The organism is Pseudomonas sp. SAR267 (genome assembly GCF_052077595.1).
GTDB classification, from domain to species: domain Bacteria; phylum Pseudomonadota; class Gammaproteobacteria; order Pseudomonadales; family Pseudomonadaceae; genus Aquipseudomonas; species Aquipseudomonas vlassakiae.
Genome location: NZ_JBQIHU010000001.1, coordinates 1,809,943 through 1,830,104 on the forward strand (window position 1 = coordinate 1,809,943; position 20,162 = coordinate 1,830,104).

At 63.4% G+C, this 20,162-nt stretch carries 17 protein-coding genes and 2 pseudogenes; 9 read left to right on the forward strand and 10 right to left on the reverse strand.

The window, feature by feature from the left end:
• The first annotated feature begins 162 nt into the window (after positions 1 to 162).
• Both ACTORR_RS08720 and ACTORR_RS08725 read left to right on the forward strand, forming a co-directional pair.
• Positions 163 to 1,086 carry a LysR family transcriptional regulator gene (locus tag ACTORR_RS08720; protein WP_286935669.1) on the forward strand — a complete coding sequence of 308 codons (924 nt, stop codon included), beginning with the start codon at positions 163 to 165 and terminating at the stop codon, positions 1,084 to 1,086.
• A 181-nt stretch (positions 1,087 to 1,267) separates the two neighbouring features.
• Complete coding sequence (locus tag ACTORR_RS08725; protein ID WP_286935671.1) at positions 1,268 to 1,780, forward strand: Mpo1 family 2-hydroxy fatty acid dioxygenase; 513 nt, start codon at positions 1,268 to 1,270, stop codon at positions 1,778 to 1,780.
• On the opposite strand, the gene pcaC is transcribed toward ACTORR_RS08725, so the two are convergent.
• The 7 genes from pcaC to pcaR all read right to left on the reverse strand — a co-directional run bounded on the left by pcaC (position 1,777) and on the right by pcaR (position 9,691).
• Positions 1,777 to 2,169 (reverse strand): 4-carboxymuconolactone decarboxylase, encoded by a 393-nt coding sequence (gene pcaC / locus ACTORR_RS08730; RefSeq protein ID WP_028635111.1) that lies wholly within the window; start codon positions 2,167 to 2,169, stop codon positions 1,777 to 1,779. The two genes, ACTORR_RS08725 and pcaC, sit on opposite strands and share 4 nt — an antisense overlap.
• Before the next feature lie 10 nt (positions 2,170 to 2,179).
• Entirely contained in the window at positions 2,180 to 2,971 is a 792-nt protein-coding gene (gene pcaD / locus ACTORR_RS08735; RefSeq protein ID WP_286935675.1) for a 3-oxoadipate enol-lactonase, read from the reverse strand.
• A gap of 11 nt (positions 2,972 to 2,982) precedes the next feature.
• Entirely contained in the window at positions 2,983 to 4,335 is a 1,353-nt protein-coding gene (locus tag ACTORR_RS08740; protein ID WP_286935677.1) for a 3-carboxy-cis,cis-muconate cycloisomerase, read from the reverse strand.
• A 9-nt stretch (positions 4,336 to 4,344) separates the two neighbouring features.
• Positions 4,345 to 5,634, reverse strand: a complete 1,290-nt coding sequence (locus tag ACTORR_RS08745; protein ID WP_286935678.1) for an MFS family transporter — start codon at positions 5,632 to 5,634, stop codon at positions 4,345 to 4,347.
• 188 nt (positions 5,635 to 5,822) lie between these two features.
• The gene (gene pcaF / locus ACTORR_RS08750; RefSeq protein ID WP_177332383.1) at positions 5,823 to 7,028 is read right to left on the reverse strand and encodes a 3-oxoadipyl-CoA thiolase; all 1,206 of its coding nucleotides are present in this window, start codon (positions 7,026 to 7,028) and stop codon (positions 5,823 to 5,825) included.
• Between the two features lie 152 nt (positions 7,029 to 7,180).
• Entirely contained in the window at positions 7,181 to 8,524 is a 1,344-nt protein-coding gene (locus tag ACTORR_RS08755) for an MFS transporter (protein ID WP_054885055.1), read from the reverse strand.
• 291 nt (positions 8,525 to 8,815) lie between these two features.
• Positions 8,816 to 9,691 carry a pca regulon transcriptional regulator PcaR gene (gene pcaR / locus ACTORR_RS08760; RefSeq protein WP_054885056.1) on the reverse strand — a complete coding sequence of 292 codons (876 nt, stop codon included), beginning with the start codon at positions 9,689 to 9,691 and terminating at the stop codon, positions 8,816 to 8,818.
• Between the two features lie 454 nt (positions 9,692 to 10,145).
• Between pcaR and ACTORR_RS08765 the strand changes: the two genes are divergently transcribed.
• Positions 10,146 to 10,346, forward strand: a complete 201-nt coding sequence (locus ACTORR_RS08765; RefSeq protein WP_027917930.1) for a hypothetical protein — start codon at positions 10,146 to 10,148, stop codon at positions 10,344 to 10,346.
• Between the two features lie 315 nt (positions 10,347 to 10,661).
• Positions 10,662 to 12,134 carry an inorganic phosphate transporter gene (locus ACTORR_RS08770; RefSeq protein WP_099815751.1) on the forward strand — a complete coding sequence of 491 codons (1,473 nt, stop codon included), beginning with the start codon at positions 10,662 to 10,664 and terminating at the stop codon, positions 12,132 to 12,134.
• Positions 12,135 to 12,292: 158 nt separating this feature from the next.
• Here the strand turns inward: ACTORR_RS08770 and ACTORR_RS08775 are convergent, their stop codons facing one another.
• Entirely contained in the window at positions 12,293 to 13,768 is a 1,476-nt protein-coding gene (locus ACTORR_RS08775; protein ID WP_286934506.1) for a helicase HerA-like domain-containing protein, read from the reverse strand.
• Positions 13,769 to 13,932: 164 nt separating this feature from the next.
• Here ACTORR_RS08775 and ACTORR_RS08780 point away from each other — a divergent pair.
• The 5 genes and pseudogenes from ACTORR_RS08780 to ACTORR_RS08800 form a co-directional block, all read left to right on the forward strand.
• A pseudogene (locus tag ACTORR_RS08780) lies at positions 13,933 to 14,949 on the forward strand (HAMP domain-containing protein); the annotation flags it as partial.
• 261 nt (positions 14,950 to 15,210) lie between these two features.
• A pseudogene (locus tag ACTORR_RS08785) lies at positions 15,211 to 15,807 on the forward strand (methyl-accepting chemotaxis protein); the annotation flags it as partial.
• A 198-nt stretch (positions 15,808 to 16,005) separates the two neighbouring features.
• Positions 16,006 to 17,127 carry a glycosyltransferase family 4 protein gene (locus ACTORR_RS08790; protein ID WP_099815754.1) on the forward strand — a complete coding sequence of 374 codons (1,122 nt, stop codon included), beginning with the start codon at positions 16,006 to 16,008 and terminating at the stop codon, positions 17,125 to 17,127.
• Positions 17,120 to 17,884 (forward strand): DUF2334 domain-containing protein, encoded by a 765-nt coding sequence (locus ACTORR_RS08795; RefSeq protein WP_099815755.1) that lies wholly within the window; start codon positions 17,120 to 17,122, stop codon positions 17,882 to 17,884. Before ACTORR_RS08790 ends, ACTORR_RS08795 begins: the two co-directional genes overlap by 8 nt.
• On the forward strand, positions 17,881 to 18,873 hold the full coding sequence (locus tag ACTORR_RS08800; RefSeq protein ID WP_286934500.1) for a lysylphosphatidylglycerol synthase transmembrane domain-containing protein: 993 nt from the start codon (positions 17,881 to 17,883) through the stop codon (positions 18,871 to 18,873). The genes ACTORR_RS08795 and ACTORR_RS08800 overlap by 4 nt, the downstream gene beginning before the upstream one ends.
• Here ACTORR_RS08800 and ACTORR_RS08805 read toward each other — a convergent pair.
• Together ACTORR_RS08805 and purU are read right to left on the reverse strand one after the other, a co-directional pair.
• Positions 18,779 to 19,009: a hypothetical protein gene (locus ACTORR_RS08805; protein ID WP_082433544.1), complete on the reverse strand. Its 231-nt coding sequence runs from the start codon at positions 19,007 to 19,009 to the stop codon at positions 18,779 to 18,781. The genes ACTORR_RS08800 and ACTORR_RS08805 overlap by 95 nt on opposite strands.
• A gap of 147 nt (positions 19,010 to 19,156) precedes the next feature.
• Positions 19,157 to 20,008 (reverse strand): formyltetrahydrofolate deformylase, encoded by an 852-nt coding sequence (gene purU, locus ACTORR_RS08810; protein WP_023378897.1) that lies wholly within the window; start codon positions 20,006 to 20,008, stop codon positions 19,157 to 19,159.
• Positions 20,009 to 20,162: the final 154 nt, after the last annotated feature.

Genomic DNA, 20,162 nt, shown 5'->3' on the forward strand with positions numbered 1-20,162 from the left:
CTCCCACAGAGTACTGGGTCAGACCTGTGGGAGCGGCTTTAGCCGCGAAGAGGCCAGCTGCCCTTTGAATAATTAAAAGACATAACCAAATCAATAAACCTTCTTTGACGACATATGCAGTAGCCGCTTAAATCGAGCCCTGTTCCGCCGCAGAGCCTCGACATGGACCTTCGCCAACTGCGCTACTTCATCGCCCTCACCGAATACCGCAGTTTCGTCCGCGCCGCCGAAGCCATGGGCATCACCCAACCCGCCTTCAGCCGGGCCATCCAGAGCCTCGAACAAAACTTCGGCTGCCCTCTGGTCGACCGCGCCAGCAAAGCCCTGCACCCTACTCCCGAGGGCCTGGTGGTGCTGCAGCACGCCCGCCGCCTGGTGCAAGGCGCCAACCAGTTGAGCAATGAAGTGCTGCAGATGACCAAGCTCGACGCGGGTGAGCTGCATTTTGGCAGCGGCCCGGCCCTGGCTGTGCGCCTGGTCCCGCAAGCATTGCAGCATTTCATCGCCAGCCACCCCGGCATCCGCACGGCGCTGATGGTGGACAATGCCGAGCGCCTGGGCCAGGCCTTACGGCGCGAACAAATCGAGTTCTTCGTTGACGACATCCGCCCCTTCGAAGCCGACCCCAACTTCCACACCGAACCGCTCACGCCGCGCCCCGGGCTGTTCTTCTGCCGCCCCGGCCACCCGCTGCTGGCCAAGGACAGCCTGTCGACCAACGATCTGTTCGCCTACCCCTTGGCCAGCGCCCTGCTCGCCCCTGGCGTGCGCAAGCGCCTGGCCAACCTCAGTGGGCGCAGCGACTTCATCCCGCACCTACAGACCGAGCACCTGGCGGTATTGCGCAGCGTGGTGCTGGCCAGCGATGCCGTGGGCACGGCCAGTGAAGAGGCCGTGGCCGAGGACCTCGCCAGCGGGCGCCTGGTGCGCCTGCACTGGCGCAACCTGCCATCGGCACTGGAAGTGCTGAGCGTGAGGTGTGGAGTGGTCAGCCGCAGCGGCTACCGGTTGTCACCGGCGGCACGGGCAATGATCGAGACCCTGGTGGGGCTGGATGCACCAATGCGCGTGACGGCCATTCGCTGAGCTGATGATGGTGGTGGCTTCCGGCTATTCTGGGCTATATGGGTTGCCAGTCCCGGCCCTGTCGCGGGTACCCCCCCACAGGGATACCACAGCTGCGGAGAACTGCGCCGTACCTGTGGGAGCGGGTTTACCCGCGAAGAGGCCAGCACACCCCGATCAGGCAAACCAGGGAGGAACAACAATGAAAAACCTCGTCGAACACCTGAGTCAATACGCCAACTACCACCGCGACCCACGCAACATCGCCACTCACTTCGTCGGCATTCCGTTGATCGTCGTCGCCGTCACAGTGCTGCTGTCGCGCCCCGGCTGGGACGTTGCCGGTATCTGGCTATCACCTGCCCTGCTCGCCGCGGCCGCTGCCGTGCGCTTCTACCTGCGCCTGGACCTGCGCTTCGGCCTGGTCATGGGCCTGCTGCTGGGCCTGTGCCTGTGGCTCGGCCAGGCACTGGCCACGCAAACCACCGCCCTGTGGCTCGGCGCCGGGCTGGGTGCGTTCGTGGTGGGCTGGATCATCCAGTTCGTCGGGCATCATTACGAAGGCCGCAAACCGGCATTCATCGACGATATCAGCGGGCTGATCATCGGCCCGCTGTTCGTGGTGGCTGAAGCGGCATTCATGTTGGGCCTGTGCCCGGCACTGAAACAGGCTGTGGAAGCCAATGCCGGGCCGGTGGCCGTGCGCGGGGTTTAACCCCGCGACTCTACGCCCAGCTCATCCCACACCGACTCGGCCAGGTGGAAGGTGGCATTGGCTGCCGGGATGCCGCAGTAGATCGCGCTTTGCATCAGCACTTCTTTGATCTCGTCGCGGGTCACGCCGTTGTTGGCTGCCGCGCGCAAGTGCAGCTTGAGCTCGTCGTTGCGGTTCATGCCGATCAGCATGGCGATGGTGATCAGACTGCGGGTGTGCCGCGGCAGGCCCGGACGGGTCCAGATGTCACCCCAGGCATGCCGGGTGATCATTTCCTGGAATTCGCCGTTGAAGTCGTTGAGCTTCTCCAGGCTGCGGTCCACATGGGCATCACCCAGCACCGCACGGCGAACCTGCATGCCAGCGTCGTAACGTTGTTTCTCATCCATGGCCAAATCCTCAGCGAGCCAGCAGGAAGTCGAGTACGCGGCGGCTGAATGCCTCGCCGATTTCGACGTTGGACAGGTGCGCGGCCGGGAACTCGGCGTAGGTGGCACCGATGATGCCGGCTTGCATGAAGCGGCCGTGCTCCGGTGTGGTGACCACGTCTTCGGTACCGGCGACGATCAGCGTCGCCACCTGGATGCGACCCAGTTGCTCGCGGAAGTCGGCGTCACGCACAGCCGCGCAGTTGGCGGCATACCCTTGCGGGCTGGTTTGCGCCAGCATCTGGCAGATGCGCTGGGCTTCTTGTGGCTGCTGCTGGGCAAACGCCGGGGTGAACCAGCGGGCGATGGACGCATCGCGCAGGTCGACCATGGCTTGCTGGCCGCCCTTGAGCACGGTGTCGATACGGGTGTTCCACACCTCGTCGTTGGCGATCTTGGCGGCGGTGTTGCACAGGGTCAGGCTGTGCAGGCGCGCGCCTGCATGGATACCCAGCCACTGGCCGATCAGGCCGCCCATGGACAGGCCGACGAAGTGCGCGTGCTGGATGTCCAGCGCGTCGAGCAGCGCCAGTACATCCCGGCCCAGTTGCTCGATGCTGTAAGGGCCATCAGTGACCTGCGAAGCGCCGTGGCCACGGGTGTCGTAGCGCAGCACGCGAAAGTGCTCGCTCCACAACGGAATCTGGCTGTCCCACATGCCCAGGTGAGTACCCAGCGAGTTGGACAGGACCAGCACCGGCGCATCGGCCGGGCCGTCGAGTTGGTAGTTCAGTACGCCATCGGCCAGTTGCAAGTGCGCCACAGCGGTCTCCTTCAGGCAGTCAAACGTTGATGTTCAGCCACGGCGCGCGCCACCCAGACGCGGGCCTGGCCGAGGTAATGAGCAGGATCGAGCAGGCGGTCGAGTTCTTCCGCGCTCAGCTCGGCACTGACCTGCGGCTCGTCACCCAGCACGGCGCGCAAATGGCGCTGTTCGGCCACGGCCCGCTGGCAGCATTGCTCCAGCAAGTGGTGTGCACGGTCACGGCCCAGGCGCTGGGCGAGCACGATGCTGACCGCTTCGGCCAGCACCAGGCCTTGTGTCAGGTCGAGGTTGCGGCGCATGCGCTCGGCATCCACTTGCATGCCTTCGGCGATCACCTGGGCCTGGCGCAGGGCGCCAGAGACCAGGCAGCAGATATCCGGCAAGGTTTCCCATTCGGCATGCCAAAGGCCGAGGCTGCGCTCATGCTCCTGGGGCATGGCGGCGAACAGCGTCGAAAGCAGGCCCGGCACGCGGGTAGCGGCGCCGATAAGCACCGCCGCACCCACCGGGTTGCGCTTGTGCGGCATGGTTGAGGAGCCACCTTTGCCCGGTGCGGAAGGCTCGAACACCTCCCCGGCTTCAGTCTGCATCAACAGGCTGACATCACGGCCGAACTTGCCCAGGCTGCCGGCAACCAGGCCCAATACCGAAGCGAACTCCACCAGCCGATCCCGATGGGTGTGCCAAGGTTGCTCGGGCAGGCTCAGCTTGAGTTGTTCGGCCAGCGCTTCAGCCACCGGCATGGCCTTGCTACCCAAGGCCGCCAGGCTGCCCGAAGCACCGCCGAACTGCAGCACCAGCAGACGCGGGCGCAGTTCCTGGAGGCGCTGGCGATGGCGAGTCAAGGCACCGAGCACACCCGCCAGCTTCATGCCAAGCGTCACAGGCGTGGCATGTTGCAGCCAGGTGCGCCCCACCAGTGGCGTGTCGGCATGCAGCAAGGCCTGGCGAGCCAGGGTCTCGGCCAGCTTGCCGAGATCGGCTTCGATCAGGTCCAGTGCAGCGCGCAACTGCAAGACCAGCCCGGTATCCATCGCATCCTGGCTGGTGGCGCCCAGGTGCACGTAGCGTTCGGCTTCGGGCACACCACTGGCGATCACCTTGCCTAGCGCCTTGACCAGCGGGATCGCCGAGTTGCCGGCAGTGGCGATGGCATCGGCCAGGGCCTGCACGTCATAGCGCTCGGCCTGGCAAGCTGCCTCGATGGCCGCCACGGCGCTGTGCGGTACCAAGCCGGCGGCGGCCTCGGCACGCGCAAGCGCGGCTTCGAAATCGAGCATGCCCTGCAGCCGGCCACGGTCGGAGAACACATCGCGCATGGCCGGCGCGGTGAAGTAGGCGTCGAACAATTGGTTGCTCATGCAACGTCCTTAATCATCGTGGTGCAGGTATTCCGCCTGCTTGGGCAGGCGCAAGCTGAACAGGAAAGCGATTGCCATCATGGCCGTCACGTACCAGTAGAACGTGTTTTCCATGCCCATGGTCTTCAGGCCCAGGGCCACGTACTCGGCCGAGCCACCAAATGCCGCGTTGGCTACTGCATAAGCCAGGCCCACGCCCAGCGCACGGACCTGCGGCGGGAACATCTCGGCTTTCACCAGGCCACTGATCGAGGTGTAGAAACTGACGATGCACAGCGCCAGGGTGATCAGCACGAAGGCCATGAACGGACTGCTCACGGTCTTCAGCGCCATCAGCAGCGGTACGGTGAAGAGCGTGCCCAGCGCCCCGAACAGCAGCATCGAGTTACGCCGGCCGATGCGGTCGGAGAGCATGCCGAAAAACGGCTGCATCACCATGTACAGGAACAGCGCGCCGGTCATCACGAAACTGGCGGTCTTCGCCGGCATCCCGGCCGTGTTGACCAGGTACTTCTGCATGTAGGTGGTGAAGGTGTAGAAGATCAGCGAACCGCCGGCCGTATAACCCAGTACGGTGATGAACGCTGCGGTGTGGTGGCGGAACAGCCCTTTGATGGTGCCGGCGTCCTTGTCCTTGCGGGTTTCGGCGCTGCTGGTCTCGTGCAGCGAGCGGCGCAGCATCAGCGAAACCAGCGCGGCGATGGCGCCAACCACGAACGGAATGCGCCAGCCCCAGGCGCGCAATTCTTCATCGGTGAGCAGTTGCTGCATGATGACGACCACCAGTACCGCCAGCAACTGGCCACCGATCAAGGTCACATACTGGAACGACGCGAAGAAGCCGCGCTGGCCGCGCAGGGCCACTTCACTCATATAGGTCGCGGTGGTGCCGTACTCGCCTCCCACCGACAGGCCCTGGATCAGGCGGGCGAGCAGCAGCAGCGCCGGTGCCCAGGCACCGATGCTCGAATAGGTCGGCAGGCAGGCGATCATCAGCGAGCCGAAGCACATCATCAGCACCGAGATCATCAGAGAATTCTTGCGGCCATGGCGGTCGGCCAGGCGGCCGAACAGCCAACCACCGATCGGGCGCATGAGGAAACCTGCAGCGAAGACACCGGCCGTGTTGAGCAACTGCACGGTGGGGTCGTCGGAGGGGAAGAACGACGCGGCGAAGTAGATCGCGCTGAAGGCATAGACGTAGAAGTCGAACCATTCAACCAGGTTGCCCGATGAGGCACCGACGATAGCGAAGATGCGCTTGCTGCGCTCTTCACCGGTGTAATAGGTTGAGGTCATGGTGTGTTTACTCCTGAAGGGTCACAGGTAAGTCTAGACATACCCGGTAACACACTCGTTCAGCTTGCGGGCTGGCAAATGGCCTTGTGTCGAAAGCGCCGGCCTCTTCGCGGGTAAACCCGCTCCCACAGAGGGAGGCGTGGTTCCCCCTGTGGGAGCGGGTTTACCCGCGAAGAGGCCGGCACCGATCAAACGCGCTCGATGGCCAACGCCAGACCTTGGCCAACGCCCACACACATGGTCGCCAGGCCCTTGCGGCCGCCACTCTTCTCCAGCTGGTGAAGTGCTGTCAGCACCAGGCGCGCACCGCTCATGCCCAGCGGGTGGCCGAGGGCGATGGCGCCGCCGTTGGGGTTCACCTGCGGCGCATCGTCGGCCACGCCCAGCTCACGCAATACCGCAAGGCCTTGGCTGGCAAACGCTTCGTTGAGCTCGATCACATCGAAATCACTGACCGCCACACCCAGGCGCTCGGTCAGCTTGCGCACCGCCGGCACCGGGCCGATGCCCATGACACGCGGCGCGACGCCGGCGCTGGCCATGCCCAGTACCCGGGCGCGCGGGGTCAGGCCGTGTTTCTTCACTGCCTCGGCCGAGGCCAGGATCAGTGCCGCAGCGCCATCGTTGACGCCCGAGGCATTGCCGGCGGTAACCGTCTTGTCCGGGCCGTTGACCGGCTTGAGCTTGGTCAGCGCTTCCAGGGTGGTTTCCGGGCGCAGGTGCTCGTCACGCTCGACGATGGTTTCACCCTTCTTGTGGGCGATACGCACCGGCACGATCTCTTCGGCGAAGAAGCCGGCGGCCTGGGCCGCAGCCGCCTTCTGCTGGCTGCGCAGGGCGAAGGCGTCCTGGTCAGCGCGGGACACTTTGTAGTCATCAGCCACGTTGTCGGCGGTTTCCGGCATGGCGTCGACGCCATACTGGCTTTTCATCAGCGGGTTGATGAAACGCCAGCCGATGGTGGTGTCTTCCAGCTTCATGTTGCGCGAATAGCCGCTTTCGGCCTTGCCCATGACGAACGGCGCACGCGACATCGACTCGACGCCGCCGGCAATCACCAACTCCATCTCACCGCTGGCAATGGCACGGAAGGCCGTACCGATGGCATCCATGCCCGAAGCGCACAGGCGGTTCAGGGTCACGCCCGGCACGCTCTCTGGCAGGCCGGCCAGCAACAGGGCCATGCGCGCGACGTTGCGGTTGTCTTCACCGGCCTGGTTGGCGCAGCCGAAGAACACTTCGTCGAGCTCGCCCCACTGTACCGACGGGTTGCGTTCGATCAGCGCCTTCAGCGGCACGGCCGCCAGGTCGTCGGCACGCACGCCGGCCAGGGCGCCGCCGAAGCGGCCGATCGGGGTGCGGATGGCGTCACAGATAAATACTTCACGCATCAGGCTTCTCCTGCCAGGGGTGCTACGTTGAGCCCAGATTAAGGAGACAGAGGGGTCGCTTACAATTCGATAATCGACTATATGTGCGATTATCGAACCAAATGTTGCTCTGCTATCCATCTCCGTTTACGGGGCCGCAGTGCAGCCCCGCCGGATCAGGTCGCGTCGGCGTGGCTCACCAGCCCTTTGACGATCACCCCCACCGTCGCCAGCGCCGCCGGCACCAGCAAGGCGGTCAAGACCTGCTCGAAATTCCAGCCCAGGCCCAGCAGCGTTGCACCACTCCAGGCCCCAAGGATGGCGCCGAAGCGGCCGATACCCAGCATCCACGATACGCCTGTGGCGCGGCCTTGGGTCGGGTAGAAGCGTGCTGCAAGCGACGGCATGGCCGACTGCGCGCCGTTGACGCACATGCCAGCCACCAGCACCAGGGTCGCGAGCACGGTGATATTGCCCAGGCTCTGGCCCACGGCGTAGGCAAACACACCGGCCAGCAGGTAGAAGATGCCAATGACCTTGTGCGGGTTGAAGCGGTCCATGGCCCAGCCTACCGCTACAGCGCTGAGCACGCCGCCGAACTGGAACAGCGCACCGATGAACGCAGCCTGCTCCATGCTGGCGCCGCTGTCGCGCATCAGCGTCGGCAGCCAGCTGGTCAGCAGGTAGACGATCACCAGGCCCATGAAGTAGGTCAGCCACAGCAGGACCGTGCCCAGGCCATAAGTACCCGAGAAGATCACCGCAAACACATTGCGCGCAGCCACGGCCTTCTGCTCCGGCACACTGAAGCTGGTCGCCTGGGCCACCACCGCCGGCGCGATCGGTGCCAGGGTCTTGCGCACCTTGTCGTTACCGCGGTTGCGCACCACCAAGAATCGCGCCGACTCCGGCAGCCAGACCATCAGCACCACGGCCAGCAGCAGCGGCAGCACGCCACCGACCACCAGCAGGCTGTGCCAGCCGTAGGCCGGGATCATCTTCGCCGAAATGAAGCCACCGCCGGCCATGCCCAGGTTGAAGCCGCAGAACATGCTGGTCACCAGCAGCGACTTGAGGCGCTCCGGGGTGTATTCGGACAACAGCGTGGTGGCATTGGGCATCCCCGCCCCCAGCCCCAGGCCCGTGAGGAAGCGCAGCACCAGGAGCTGATCAACGTTGCTGGCATAGGCCGAAGCCAGGCTGAAACCACCGAACACCAGCACCGCACCGACCAGCACACCCTTGCGCCCGAAACGGTCGGCCAGCGGCCCGGAACCCAGGGCACCGAACACCATGCCGATCAGCGCGGCACTCATTACCGGGCCGAGGCTGGCACGGTCGATCCCCCACTCTTGCGACAGGGCTGGCGCGATGAAGCCCATTGCAGCCGTGTCGAGGCCATCGAGGAAGACGATCAAAAAGCAGAGGATCACCACGCGCCACTGATAGCGCGACAGCGGTTGTTGATTGATGAAGGACTGAACGTCGAGATCGTTCCCGACAGACTGTGGTTGGTTCATTGTTATTATCCAGAAAGGGGGCACGGTTCGGCCACTGCACCAGGGTCGACAGTACAGGGCTTGATAGCGATGAAGTGCGGCCTGAGTCAGCCTGGATACAACGGTACTGCGAACGGGTGCGGCCGCGGCAGTCGAGTGACAGTGGTCATGAGATGCGCCTCTTATGTTTTTCTTGTATCGGTCGGCTGAGCCGACCGTTGCGAGAGACATTAATCAGCGATTGGAGGAGGCGCAATTGACCCGGAGCGACACTGTGCGTTTATCGAACAGGAAACAGTCTCGCCAATGCTGTCAGCCGAACAACTGGTGACAAAGATCGCGGCTGGCCGCCAGCAGGATCGGCAGGAAGCGTTGCTCCAGTTCACTGCGAGTCACCCGCCCGACGTGAGTGCTCACGTTCAGCGCCGCCAGCACCTGCCCGGACGCATCATATATAGGCACGGCGATCGAGCGCAGCCCTTGTTCCAGTTCCTGGTCGACCACACACCAACCCTGTTCCCGCACTTGTTGAATGCAGGCGAACAATGACTCAGGGTCATTCAGGGTACGACTGGTGCGCGCCTTGAGGTCGGCGCGGTCGAGGTATTCGCGCAGGCTGGTGTCGTCCATCGCCGCCAGCAGGATACGGCCCATGGACGTGCAATAGGCCGGCAACCGCCCGCCGACCGACAGGTCGACCGAAATCAGCCGCTCCACCGTAGCCGAGCGGGCTATATACAGAATGTCGTCGCCTTCGAGGGTTGCCATGTTGGCAGCCTCGTGCAACTGGTCGCTGATGCGGTCCAGGTAGGGCTGGGCCGACACCGCCAGCGGTGTTGACGACAAGTAGGCATGGCCCAGGGTCAACACTTTCGGCAACAGCGAATAGGTACGCCCATCGGTAGTGGCGTAACCCAGCTTGATCAAGGTGTGCAGGCAGCGGCGCACGGCAGCCCTGGGGATTTCCGTGCGATGGCTGATCTGGGCGATGGTCAGGTGGCGCTTGCGCTCCTGGAAGGCCTGGATCACCGCCAGGCCACGCGCCAGGGAGGTCATGAAATCAGGGTCACCCGTGAACGCCTGGATACGCTTGGCCGGCGAAGCCACGATCGGCGGTGCCAGCGCAGGTGCGCTTGGGCGGGGCGCTTCTGGGTTGGCAGTTTCGTTGGCCGTGGTTTCGTCGTTCATCGCTCACCTCAAATAAATCGCTGGCTCGTGCGATTATCGAACGAACGGCCGATAATCGCAATTGACCGCCGACAAATTTACTTATACCTTTCTCCTGCCACATGTGGCTTCTTTGGAGAGACTGGTCAGGTACCCACCGTAGAAGTCCCAAGGTAACGGCCTCGCCTCGTGCGGGGCCGTTTTATTTCTGCTTTGGTTAAAACACAGTGAACTGCAGCAGGTACTGTTTGCTCAAAGTTTGTACGAACCGCCAAGGTTATTGAAACTTTGCACGCCATTACATAAGCACCCCCTGTTTGACGATTTACTGATTGCTATAATCGATTCCGCTGGCCCGGATCGACACGCTGCCATGCAACACTGGCCAGGTTTCGTTCGCCCACAGCACGTCGCATGTATGGACAATTTGTCCTGTGCACAACACCAACCCACGACTACTCATTCAGGTATTACTGTGACGAAAGATGAACTGCGCGCAGAACTCGAGCGCCAGGCAGAACGTTACAAGGAAGTTTACGGTGGTGAAGTCACCACCTATGCCGCGCAACCGGAACCGGAACGCAAGCCGTGGCGCAAACGTGCCACTGTCCAGGACCAGGCGTTCAGCCAGGAACTGGAAAAAATGGAAAAGGAACTGCGCAGCGAGCAACCCTGATCTGCTCGCTGCACGGCCATCACGTCGCGGGCGCAGCGCCCTCGACGCGGCTTATCTTTACTGAAAAGCCGAGGATGAAATGGAATCACACAAATTTCATACAACCGTTTGAAGCCTGATCGCTCCTGGATTTTCCCGGATATTTGCCGTTTTTTTTGCTTTTTCTCGTTTTTTTGCGGAACTTATTTCGCCAAATCTCGCCGCCAGCCAGGCTGAGAGCGCACTCACAACGCTGCCATCGGTCAGCAGTGGGTGCATCGATTGCCAAGGTTTTCTGGCATAATCCCGCCCCCCTATGACCGCCAGACAACCTTCATGATCGATTTATTCAGCGGACTGGATGCCTGGGTATTGGTGAGCCTGCTGCTCGCCCTGACCTTCGTGCTCGCATTCGAGTTCATCAATGGCTTTCATGACACCGCCAACGCGGTAGCCACCGTCATCTATACCAAAGCCATGCCACCACACCTGGCCGTGTTCTTCTCCGGGGTGTTCAACTTCCTCGGCGTTCTGCTCGGTGGTGTCGGGGTGGCCTACGCCATCGTGCACCTGCTGCCGGTCGAGCTGCTGATCAATGTGAATACCGGGCATGGCCTGGCCATGGTCTTCTCGTTGCTGGCCGCCGCCATCACCTGGAATCTCGGGACCTGGTACTTCGGCATCCCCGCATCCAGCTCGCACACCCTGATCGGCTCGATCCTCGGGGTGGGCCTGGCCAATGCACTGATCAACGACATCCCGCTGGGCGATGGCGTCAACTGGCAGAAGGCGATCGACATCGCCATGTCGCTGGTGGTCTCGCCGATCGCCGGCTTCGCTGTCGCAGCCCTGGTGCTCATCGGCCTGAAATGGTGGCGCCCGCTGTCGAAGATGCATAAGACGCCGGAACAGCGCCGCAAGCTCGACGACAAGAAGCACCCACCGTTCTGGAACCGCCTGGTCCTGGTGATTTCGGCCATGGGCGTGAGCTTCGTGCACGGGTCCAACGATGGCCAGAAAGGCATCGGCCTGATCATGCTGGTGCTGATTGGCATCGTTCCGGCCAAGTTCGTCCTCGACCTGAACAGCACCACCTACCAGATCGAGCGCACCCGCGACGCCACCTTGCACATGAGCCAGTTCTACCAGCGCAACGCCGCCACCCTCGGCGAGTTCCTGGCACTGGGCAAGGCCAAGTCGACCGACTTGCCGGAGCAGTTCAGCTGCAACCCGCAACAGACCGAACCGACCATTGCCGCCTTGCAGGCGTCGCTGCAAGGCGTGACCGACTACCATGCGCTGGATGCCGAGAAGCGTGTTGAAGTGCGCCGCTATTTGCTGTGCCTGGACGACACTGCGAAGAAAGTAGGCAAGCTGCCTGGCCTGGAGGCCCGTGAAAAGGCCGACCTCGAGAAGCTGCGCAAGGACCTGACCGCCACGACCGAATACGCTCCGTTCTGGGTGATCGTGGCCGTTGCCCTGGCCTTGGGCCTGGGCACCATGGTCGGCTGGAAGCGTGTGGTACTGACCGTCGGCGAAAAGATCGGCAAGCAGGGCATGACCTATGCCCAGGGCATGTCTGCGCAGATCACCGCAGCCTGCGCCATTGGCATGGCCAACGTGTTCGCCCTGCCGGTGTCGACCACCCACGTGCTGTCGTCCGGCGTTGCCGGCACCATGGTCGCCAACAAGAGCGGCCTGCAAGGCGGCACCGTGAAGACCATCCTGCTGGCCTGGGTACTGACCCTGCCGGCCTCGATGGGCCTGGCGGCCGGCCTGTTCTGGCTGGCGTCCAAGGCACTGGCCTGAGCGATCCCGCTGCACTGAAAAGGCGCCCTGTGGGAGCGGCCTTGTGTCGCGAAAGGGCTGCGAAGCGGCCCCAGGATCTATGCAAAAGCACAGATTGCTGGGGCCGCTGGGCGGCCCTTTCGCGACACAAGGCCGCTCCCACAAAGGCCGCGCTGCCTTCACTTCTTCTTGCCACCCAGCAATGACCCCATCAACCCCCGCACCAATTGCCGCCCGAACTGATTGGCCGCCTGGCGCACCGCCGACTTGATCGCCTGCCCCGCCGCACTCTGCAAAAAATCCCCTGCCTTGTCGGCGAAACTCTCTTCATCCGCTTTCGGCACTGGCGCCGGCTCGACCGGCTCACCTTTGCGCTGGGTCAGCATCTCATACGCCGACTCCCGGTCGATCGCCTTGTCATACCGCCCCAGCAAAGGCGAAGCCGCAATCAACGCGCTGCGCTCGGCCGCACTCAGCGGCCCGATCCGCGATTGCGGTGGCGCGATCAGCACCCGCTGGACCATCGCCGGCGTGCCCTTGTCTTCCAGGGTGCCGACTAACGCCTCGCCAATCCCTAGTTCGGTCAGCACCGCCAGGCTGTCAAACGCCGGGTTCGGGCGGAAGCCATCCGCCACGGCCCTGAGCGATTTTTGCTCTTTGGCGGTAAAGGCGCGCAGGCCATGCTGGATACGCAAGCCCAATTGGGCCAATATGCTATCGGGCAGATCGCCCGGCGACTGGGTGACGAAATACACGCCAACCCCCTTGGAACGGATCAGCCGTACCACCTGTTCCAGGCGGTCCTGCAGTGCTTTCGGCGTGCCGTTGAACAACAGATGCGCCTCATCGAAGAACAGCGCCAGTACCGGTTTGTCAGCATCACCGCGCTCCGGCAGTTGCTCGAACAGCTCAGCCAGCAACCACAGCAGGAATGTCGCGTACACCTTCGGCGCCTCATGCACCAGCCGGCTGGCGTCGAGCAGGTGGATACGCCCGCGGCCATCGGCATCCGGCCGCAACAGGTCCTCCAGTTGCAGCGCCGGTTCGCCAAACAGCGCCTCAGCCCCTTGCTGCTCCAGCGTCGCCAGCCGGCGCAGCAAGGCCTGAGTCGAGCCAGTGGTCATCAACGCACTGTCTTCGCCGAGCAGTTGCGGGTTGTCCTTCAGGTGCGCCAACAGGGCCTTGAGATCTTTCAGGTCGAGCAGCAGCAAGCCTTCGCGATCCGCCACCTTGAATGCCGCATACAGGGCGGCCTGCTGGCTGTCGGTCAACTCCAGCAGGTTGCCAAGCAGCAGCGGGCCCATTTCGCTGAGCGTGGTCCGCAACGGGTGCCCCGACTGCCCCGCCACGTCCCAGAGCGTTAACGGATAGGCTTGGGGGGTATGCCCAAGCCAAGGCATGCCAGCGATTCGCTCGGCCACTTTGCCTTGTGGCGTGCCTGCAGCACCCAGGCCGCACAGGTCGCCTTTGACGTCTGCCGCGAACACCGCCACCCCGGCATCGCTGAACACCTCCGCCAGGTGCTGGAGGGTCACGGTCTTGCCAGTACCCGTAGCACCGGCGACCAGGCCATGGCGATTGGCCAGGCGCATGGCTTGCTGGACTGGCTGACCGCCTGGGTCAGCACCTACAACTATGGTCGAAGTATCCGACATCTCTCTCATCCCCCGCTCAAGCTTTGGCTTAATTCGGCCGATACCATTGGGTGATATTCGCCTTAATAGACAGGAGCAACCGAAAAGGACTTTTCGGGATGTTGCACTGTTTGCAGCGATACCGTGCGAACGCCCGATAAAACCTTAGCGGAATCGATTACGCCATGAACAAAAACCTGCGTTTCAGCCACAAGATCCTTCTGGCTGCGTCATTGATCGTGATACTCGCCTTCAGCCTATTCACCTTTTACAACGATTACCTTCAGCGTAATGCGATCCGCCAGGATCTGGAGAATTATCTGGCTGAAATGGGCGAGTCCACTTCGACCAACATCCGCAACCTGTTCGATGGCCGTATCAAACTGGTCGAAAACCTGGCGCAGAACATTGCCCAGCAACCGGCCAACGCTGAAACACTGATGGGCCAGAATGCCCTGATCTCGAGCTTCCTCACGGTCTACCTGGGCAAGGTCGATGGTGGCTTCAGCGTGCGCCCTGATTCCAAGATGCCCGATGGCTACGACCCGCGCACCCGCCCCTGGTACAAGGACGGCATGAACGCGCAGGGCACCATTCTCACCGAGCCTTACATCGACATGGCCACCAACAAGATGGTCATCGGCATCATCAGCAAGGTTTCCGCCAACGTCGGCGTGGTCGGTGGCGACCTTGCCCTCGATGGCCTGGTACAAATCATCAACTCGCTGAACTTTGGCGGCATGGGTTATGCCTTCCTGGTCAACGACCAAGGCAAGATCCTGGTCCACCCGGACAAGGATCTGGTGATGAAGTCGCTGTCGGACCTGTTCCCACAGGACACGCCGAAACTGTCCGGCGCGCTGACCGAAGTCAGCGCCGACGGCCAAGCCCGCCTGCTGACCTTCACCCCGATCAAGGGCCTGCCTTCGGCCAACTGGTACATCGGCCTTTCGGTGGACCGGGACAAGGCCTTTGCCATGCTCAGCACCTTCCGCACCTCGGCGGTGATCGCCACGCTGGTGGCGGTGGTGATCATCATCGGCCTGCTCGGCCTGCTGATCCGCGTGCTGATGCAGCCGCTGCTCACCATGACCCGGGCCATGGAAGACATCGCCGAAGGTGAAGGCGACCTGACCAAGCGCCTGAGCATCCACAGCGACGACGAGTTCGGCATCCTCGGCAAAGCCTTCAACCGCTTCGTCGAACGCATCCACGGCTCGATCCGCGAAGTGTCGTCGGCGACCGAGCAGGTCAATGAAGTGGCCCTGCGCGTGATCAGCGCCTCGAATTCATCGATGGCCAACTCCGACGAGCAGTCCAACCGCACCAACAGCGTCGCCGCAGCCATCAACGAACTTGGCGCCGCTGCCCAGGAAATCGCTGGCAATGCCGCTCAAGCCTCGCAGCACGCCAGCTCCGCGCGCCTGCTGGCCGAGGAAGGCCAGCAGGTGGTGGAGCGCAACATCGCCGCGATGAACCGCCTGTCCGACCTGATCGTCACCTCGAGCGCGCACATCGAGACGCTCAACAGCAAGACCGTGAACATCGGCCAGATCCTCGAAGTGATCACCAGTATTTCCCAGCAAACCAACCTGCTGGCGCTCAATGCTGCGATCGAGGCGGCCCGCGCCGGTGAGGCCGGGCGTGGTTTCGCCGTGGTTGCCGACGAGGTACGCAACCTGGCGCACCGCACCCAGGAGTCGGCACAGCAGGTGCAGACCATGATCGAAGAGTTGCAGGTCGGCGCCCGCGAGTCGGTCGATACCATGAGCCAGAGCCAGCGCCACAGCCAGGACAGCATGCAGATCGCCAACCAGGCCGGCGAGCGCCTGGACAGCGTGACCGTGCGCATTGGCGAAATCGACGGCATGAACCAGTCGGTGGCCACTGCCACGGAAGAGCAGACCGCAGTGGTCGATTCGATCAACATGGACATCAACGAAATCAACATGCTCAACCAGGAAGGTGTCGAGAACCTCCAGGCCACCCTGCGCGCCTGCTCGGACCTGGAGCAGCAGGCCACCCGCCTGAAGCATCTGGTCGGCAGCTTCCGGATCTGACCGCCAGACCGCGTCGCCTGCTTCGCGGCTAAATCCGCTCCTACAGGATTGCGCAATTCCCTGCAGGAGCGCGGCTTAAGCCGCGAAGAATCCACCCCTGCCCTGCCGCCCAACCCGATCGAACAAACTATCCTTCTGGTAGGTCAACCTTTAGGCGCGTCATCGCCAGATGACAAACCCGAAGACGATCCCGGAGGGATGCTGATCGTGCACATCGCCGACATCACCATGTTCTACGCCCCGGCCAGCGGCGGCGTGCGGACTTACCTCGACGCCAAACACCATCGCCTCGACGCGCTTGCGGGCGTACGCCACAGCCTTCTGATCCCCGGCCCCAGCGCCAGCCATGCCGATGGCATCTACCAGGTCCCTGCACCGCCCCTGCCTTTCGGCAACGGCTACCGCTTCCCGGTGCGCCTGGCGCCTTGGTGCAACGTGCTGCGCCACCTCAAGCCCGACCTGATCGAAGTCGGCGACCCTTACCTGACTGCCTGGGCGGCGCTGGAAGCCCGGCGCAAGCTCGACGTGCCAGTGATCGGCTTCTACCACTCCGACCTGCCACTGCTGGTGAGCAACCGCATGGGTAACTGGTTCACACCGAATGTCGAAGCCTATGTGAGCAAACTCTATGGCAATTTCGACCGGGTGCTGGCGCCGAGCCTGGTGATGGCCGACAAACTGCGCCGCCTCGGCGTGCGCGACGTGCACGTGCAGCGGCTGGGTGTCGACCTGCAGACCTTCCACCCTGACCGGCGCGACCCGCAACTGCGGGCCCAGCTGGGCATCGCCGATACCAGCCGCCTGCTCATCTATGCCGGGCGTGGCTCACGGGAGAAGAACCTGCCCGTGCTGCTCGAATGCATGCAACACCTTGGGCAGCCCTACCACCTGTTGCTGGTCGGCTCGAACATGCCGGCCAACGTGCCCGGGAACGTCACCGTCATCGACCATTTCCGCCCGCCGCAAGAAGTCGCCCGGCTGATGGCCAGCGCCGACCTGCTGGTGCATGCTGGCGACCAGGAAACCTTCGGCCTGGTCATCCTCGAAGCCATGGCCAGTGCCACGCCGGTGGTCGCGGTTCGCGCCGGGGCGTTCGGCGAAATCGTCAACGATCAGTGTGGCCGTCTGTGCCCGGCCAATGATGGCCGGGCGATGGCCTTGGCGGTGCGCGAAGCGTTCGAAGCCGGCGTGCGCAAGCTGGGTGCCCAGGCTCGCCGCCATGTGGAGCAACATTATTCATGGGACAACGTGGTCTGCGGCCTGCTGCAACACTACCAGGCAGTGCTCGGCCACCAACCTCAGGTCCGCGCCCATGGCTGAGGCCGCTACCGCCTCGGGCAGCCTGATGCTGGTGCTGCACGATGTGGCGCCCGAGACTTGGCCGGACTACCAGCCGTTCGTGCAGGCCGTGGACGAGATGGGTGACGTGCCAATGACTTGGCTGGTGGTGCCGGACTTTCATCACCGCAACCCGCTGACCCGCTCACCAACCTTCTGCCGCCTGCTCGAACGGCGCCTGGCGCAGGGTGACGAGCTGGCCCTGCACGGCTTTTACCACGCCGACGATGGGCCCACCCCGCGCAGCCTCGGCGAGTACTTCATGCGGCGCATCTACACCCACGAAGGCGAATTCTATGCCCTGGACCAGGCGCAAGCCCTGCAGCGCCTGGAACGAGGCCTGGCGCTGTTCGCCGGGCAAGGCTGGCCAGTGGCCGGGTTCGTCGCCCCGGCCTGGCTGATGAGCCAAGGCACCCGGCAGGCACTGAGCCAGCTCCCCCTGCGTTACACCAGCACGCCCCGGCACCTTTACCGCTTGCCGGACTTCACCGCGTTCGAGGCGCCGGGGCTGGTATGGAGCGCACGCAGCGCGTGGCGCCGGGGGCTGTCGAAGGTGGTCTGCGACTGGCAGTGTCGGCGCTGGCGCAGCGCTGACACCCTGCGTCTGGGTTTGCATCCTGTCGACATGCGCCACCGCTCATCGCGCAATTACTGGCTGCGCACCCTCGATCACTTGCTGCAGCAAGGCCGGGAGCCACTGACCAAGTCGGCGTGGCTGGAGCGCCAGGTGGGCGCATGAACCGCTTCGGCTGGCTGGCCCTGGCACTGGCTGGCGCCCTGCTGGTGCCGGCCTGGCTCGGCGGCGACGAACTGCTGCCCAGGCTGGCGGCCTTCGACACCCGGTTATTGCTGGCCCTGCTCGGCATGATCCTGCTGTGCTGGGTGATCAATGCCATGCGCCTGCGCCTGCTGCTCGGCCAGCAGGCGGCGCAGCTGGGTCGGGTGCGCAGCCTGGGCGTGGTGATGGCCACCGAGTTCGCTATCTGTACCACGCCTGGCGGCAGCGGCGGCCCGATCACCCTGATGGCCCTGCTCGCCCGTGACCGCATCGGGCCGGCCCGTAGTGGTGCGGTATTTGCCATGGATCAGTTGAACGACCTGCTGTTCTTTTTCTGCGCGATGCTGGCGATTGCCGGTTATGCCCTGTTCCACAGCCTCGGGCGCAGTCAGCAAAGCATGTTGCTGGGCAGCGCTTTGATGCTGTGTGCAGCCCTGACCATGATCGTGGTACTGCTGCGTTATCGCCGGGCTGTGATGCGCTTCAACGGGCGCCTGCTGCAACGCCTGGGCATGCCCGCCAGGCGCAAACGCCGCTGGGCCCGCAAGGTTCTGCATTTCATCGACGCCCTGGCACAGACCTGGCAGCTGCCCAAACGCACCCTGGCGCTGGTGTTCACCCTCACCTGCCTGCACTGGAGCCTGCGCTACAGCGTGCTGTACCTGGTGCTGCAGGGCCTGGGGGTGGAGCTATCGTGGATCCCGAGCTTCCTGGTGCAGATGCTGTCGCTCAGCGCCGGGCAATTCAGCCTGCTGCCAGGTGGCGCTGGTGCCGCCGAGCTGACATCAGCCAGCCTGCTGACGCCGCTGGTGGGCAGTTCGACAGCCGCAGCGGCGATCTTCATCTGGCGGGCGATCACTTACTACTTTTATCTGCTGGCGGGCGGGCCGGTGTTTTTCTGCCTGCTGGCGCGTCCGTTGCTGGAGCGCTGGCGGGGTCAGGCGGGTTGAGCTGGCGCCACAATTGGGCGGCATCGGGGAAGTCGGTGCCGTCATCGTCGCTCAGGGCTTCGGGGTCGTAGCGGGCCAGGCAGCCTTCGCCGAGGGTGGGTGGGGATGAGGCTGTGGGCTGGTTACGCTTGGCCATAAGTGACTCCCGTTAACGAGGGTGCTTCACGCCCCTGTGGGAGCGAGCGTGCCCGCGAACACCGGCGACGCCGGTGCCATCCATCGCACCGCCTGCTTGGCGGGCACGCCCGCTCCCACAAGGGCTGCTGCGCAGCCCCACTGACTATCAGTCGAATACCACGGTCTTGTTGCCATGCACCAGTACGCGGTCTTCCAGGTGATAGCGCAGGCCACGGGCCAGAACCATCTTCTCGACATCACGGCCGAAGCGGACCATGTCTTCGATGCTGTCGGCGTGGCTCACACGCACCACGTCCTGCTCGATGATCGGGCCGGCGTCCAGCTCCTCGGTTACATAATGGCAGGTCGCACCGATCAGCTTCACGCCACGCAGGGCTGCCTGGTGATACGGCTTGGCGCCGACGAACGATGGCAGGAAGCTGTGGTGGATGTTGATGACCTTTTCGGCATAGTCCTGGCACAGTTGCGGCGGCAGGATCTGCATGTAACGCGCCAGCACCACCACGTCAGCCGCGTGCTCCTGAACCAGGCGCGACACTTCGGCAAAGGCCGGGGCCTTGTCCTTGGGGTCGACCGGCACGTGGAAGAACGGAATACCGTGCCACTCGACCATGCTGCGCAGGTCGTTGTGGTTGGAAATCACGCACGGGATCTCGCAGTCCAGTTCATCGGTGTGCCAGCGGTGCAGCAGATCAGCCAGGCAGTGCGATTCGCGGCTGGCCATCAAGACCACACGCTTCTTCTGCGCCGAGTCGGTAATACGCCAGGTCATGGAGAACTCTTCGGCGATCGGCGCGAAGGCCTCACGGAACGCCTCGATACCGAATGGCAGCGATTCGGCGCGGATTTCATGGCGCATGAAGAACCAGCCGCTCTGTTCATCAGAGTGGTGGCTGGCTTCGTTGATCCAGCCATTGTACAAGGCCAGGAAATTACTGACTTTCGCCACGATGCCAACACGGTCGGGGCAGGCGATCACCAGACGATAGGTGCGCATGAATTAAGACTCCAGAACTTCGCAAAGGCGCTCATTCTAGCGGCCCGACCAGAAAAACGCAGTAATCATCGCGCCCGCCGGCAATGATATGCCCGGCCACCCTGGCCGTGAGCCCGGCGGCTACAGCCTGATCACAACCAGGCCGAAGTCCAGG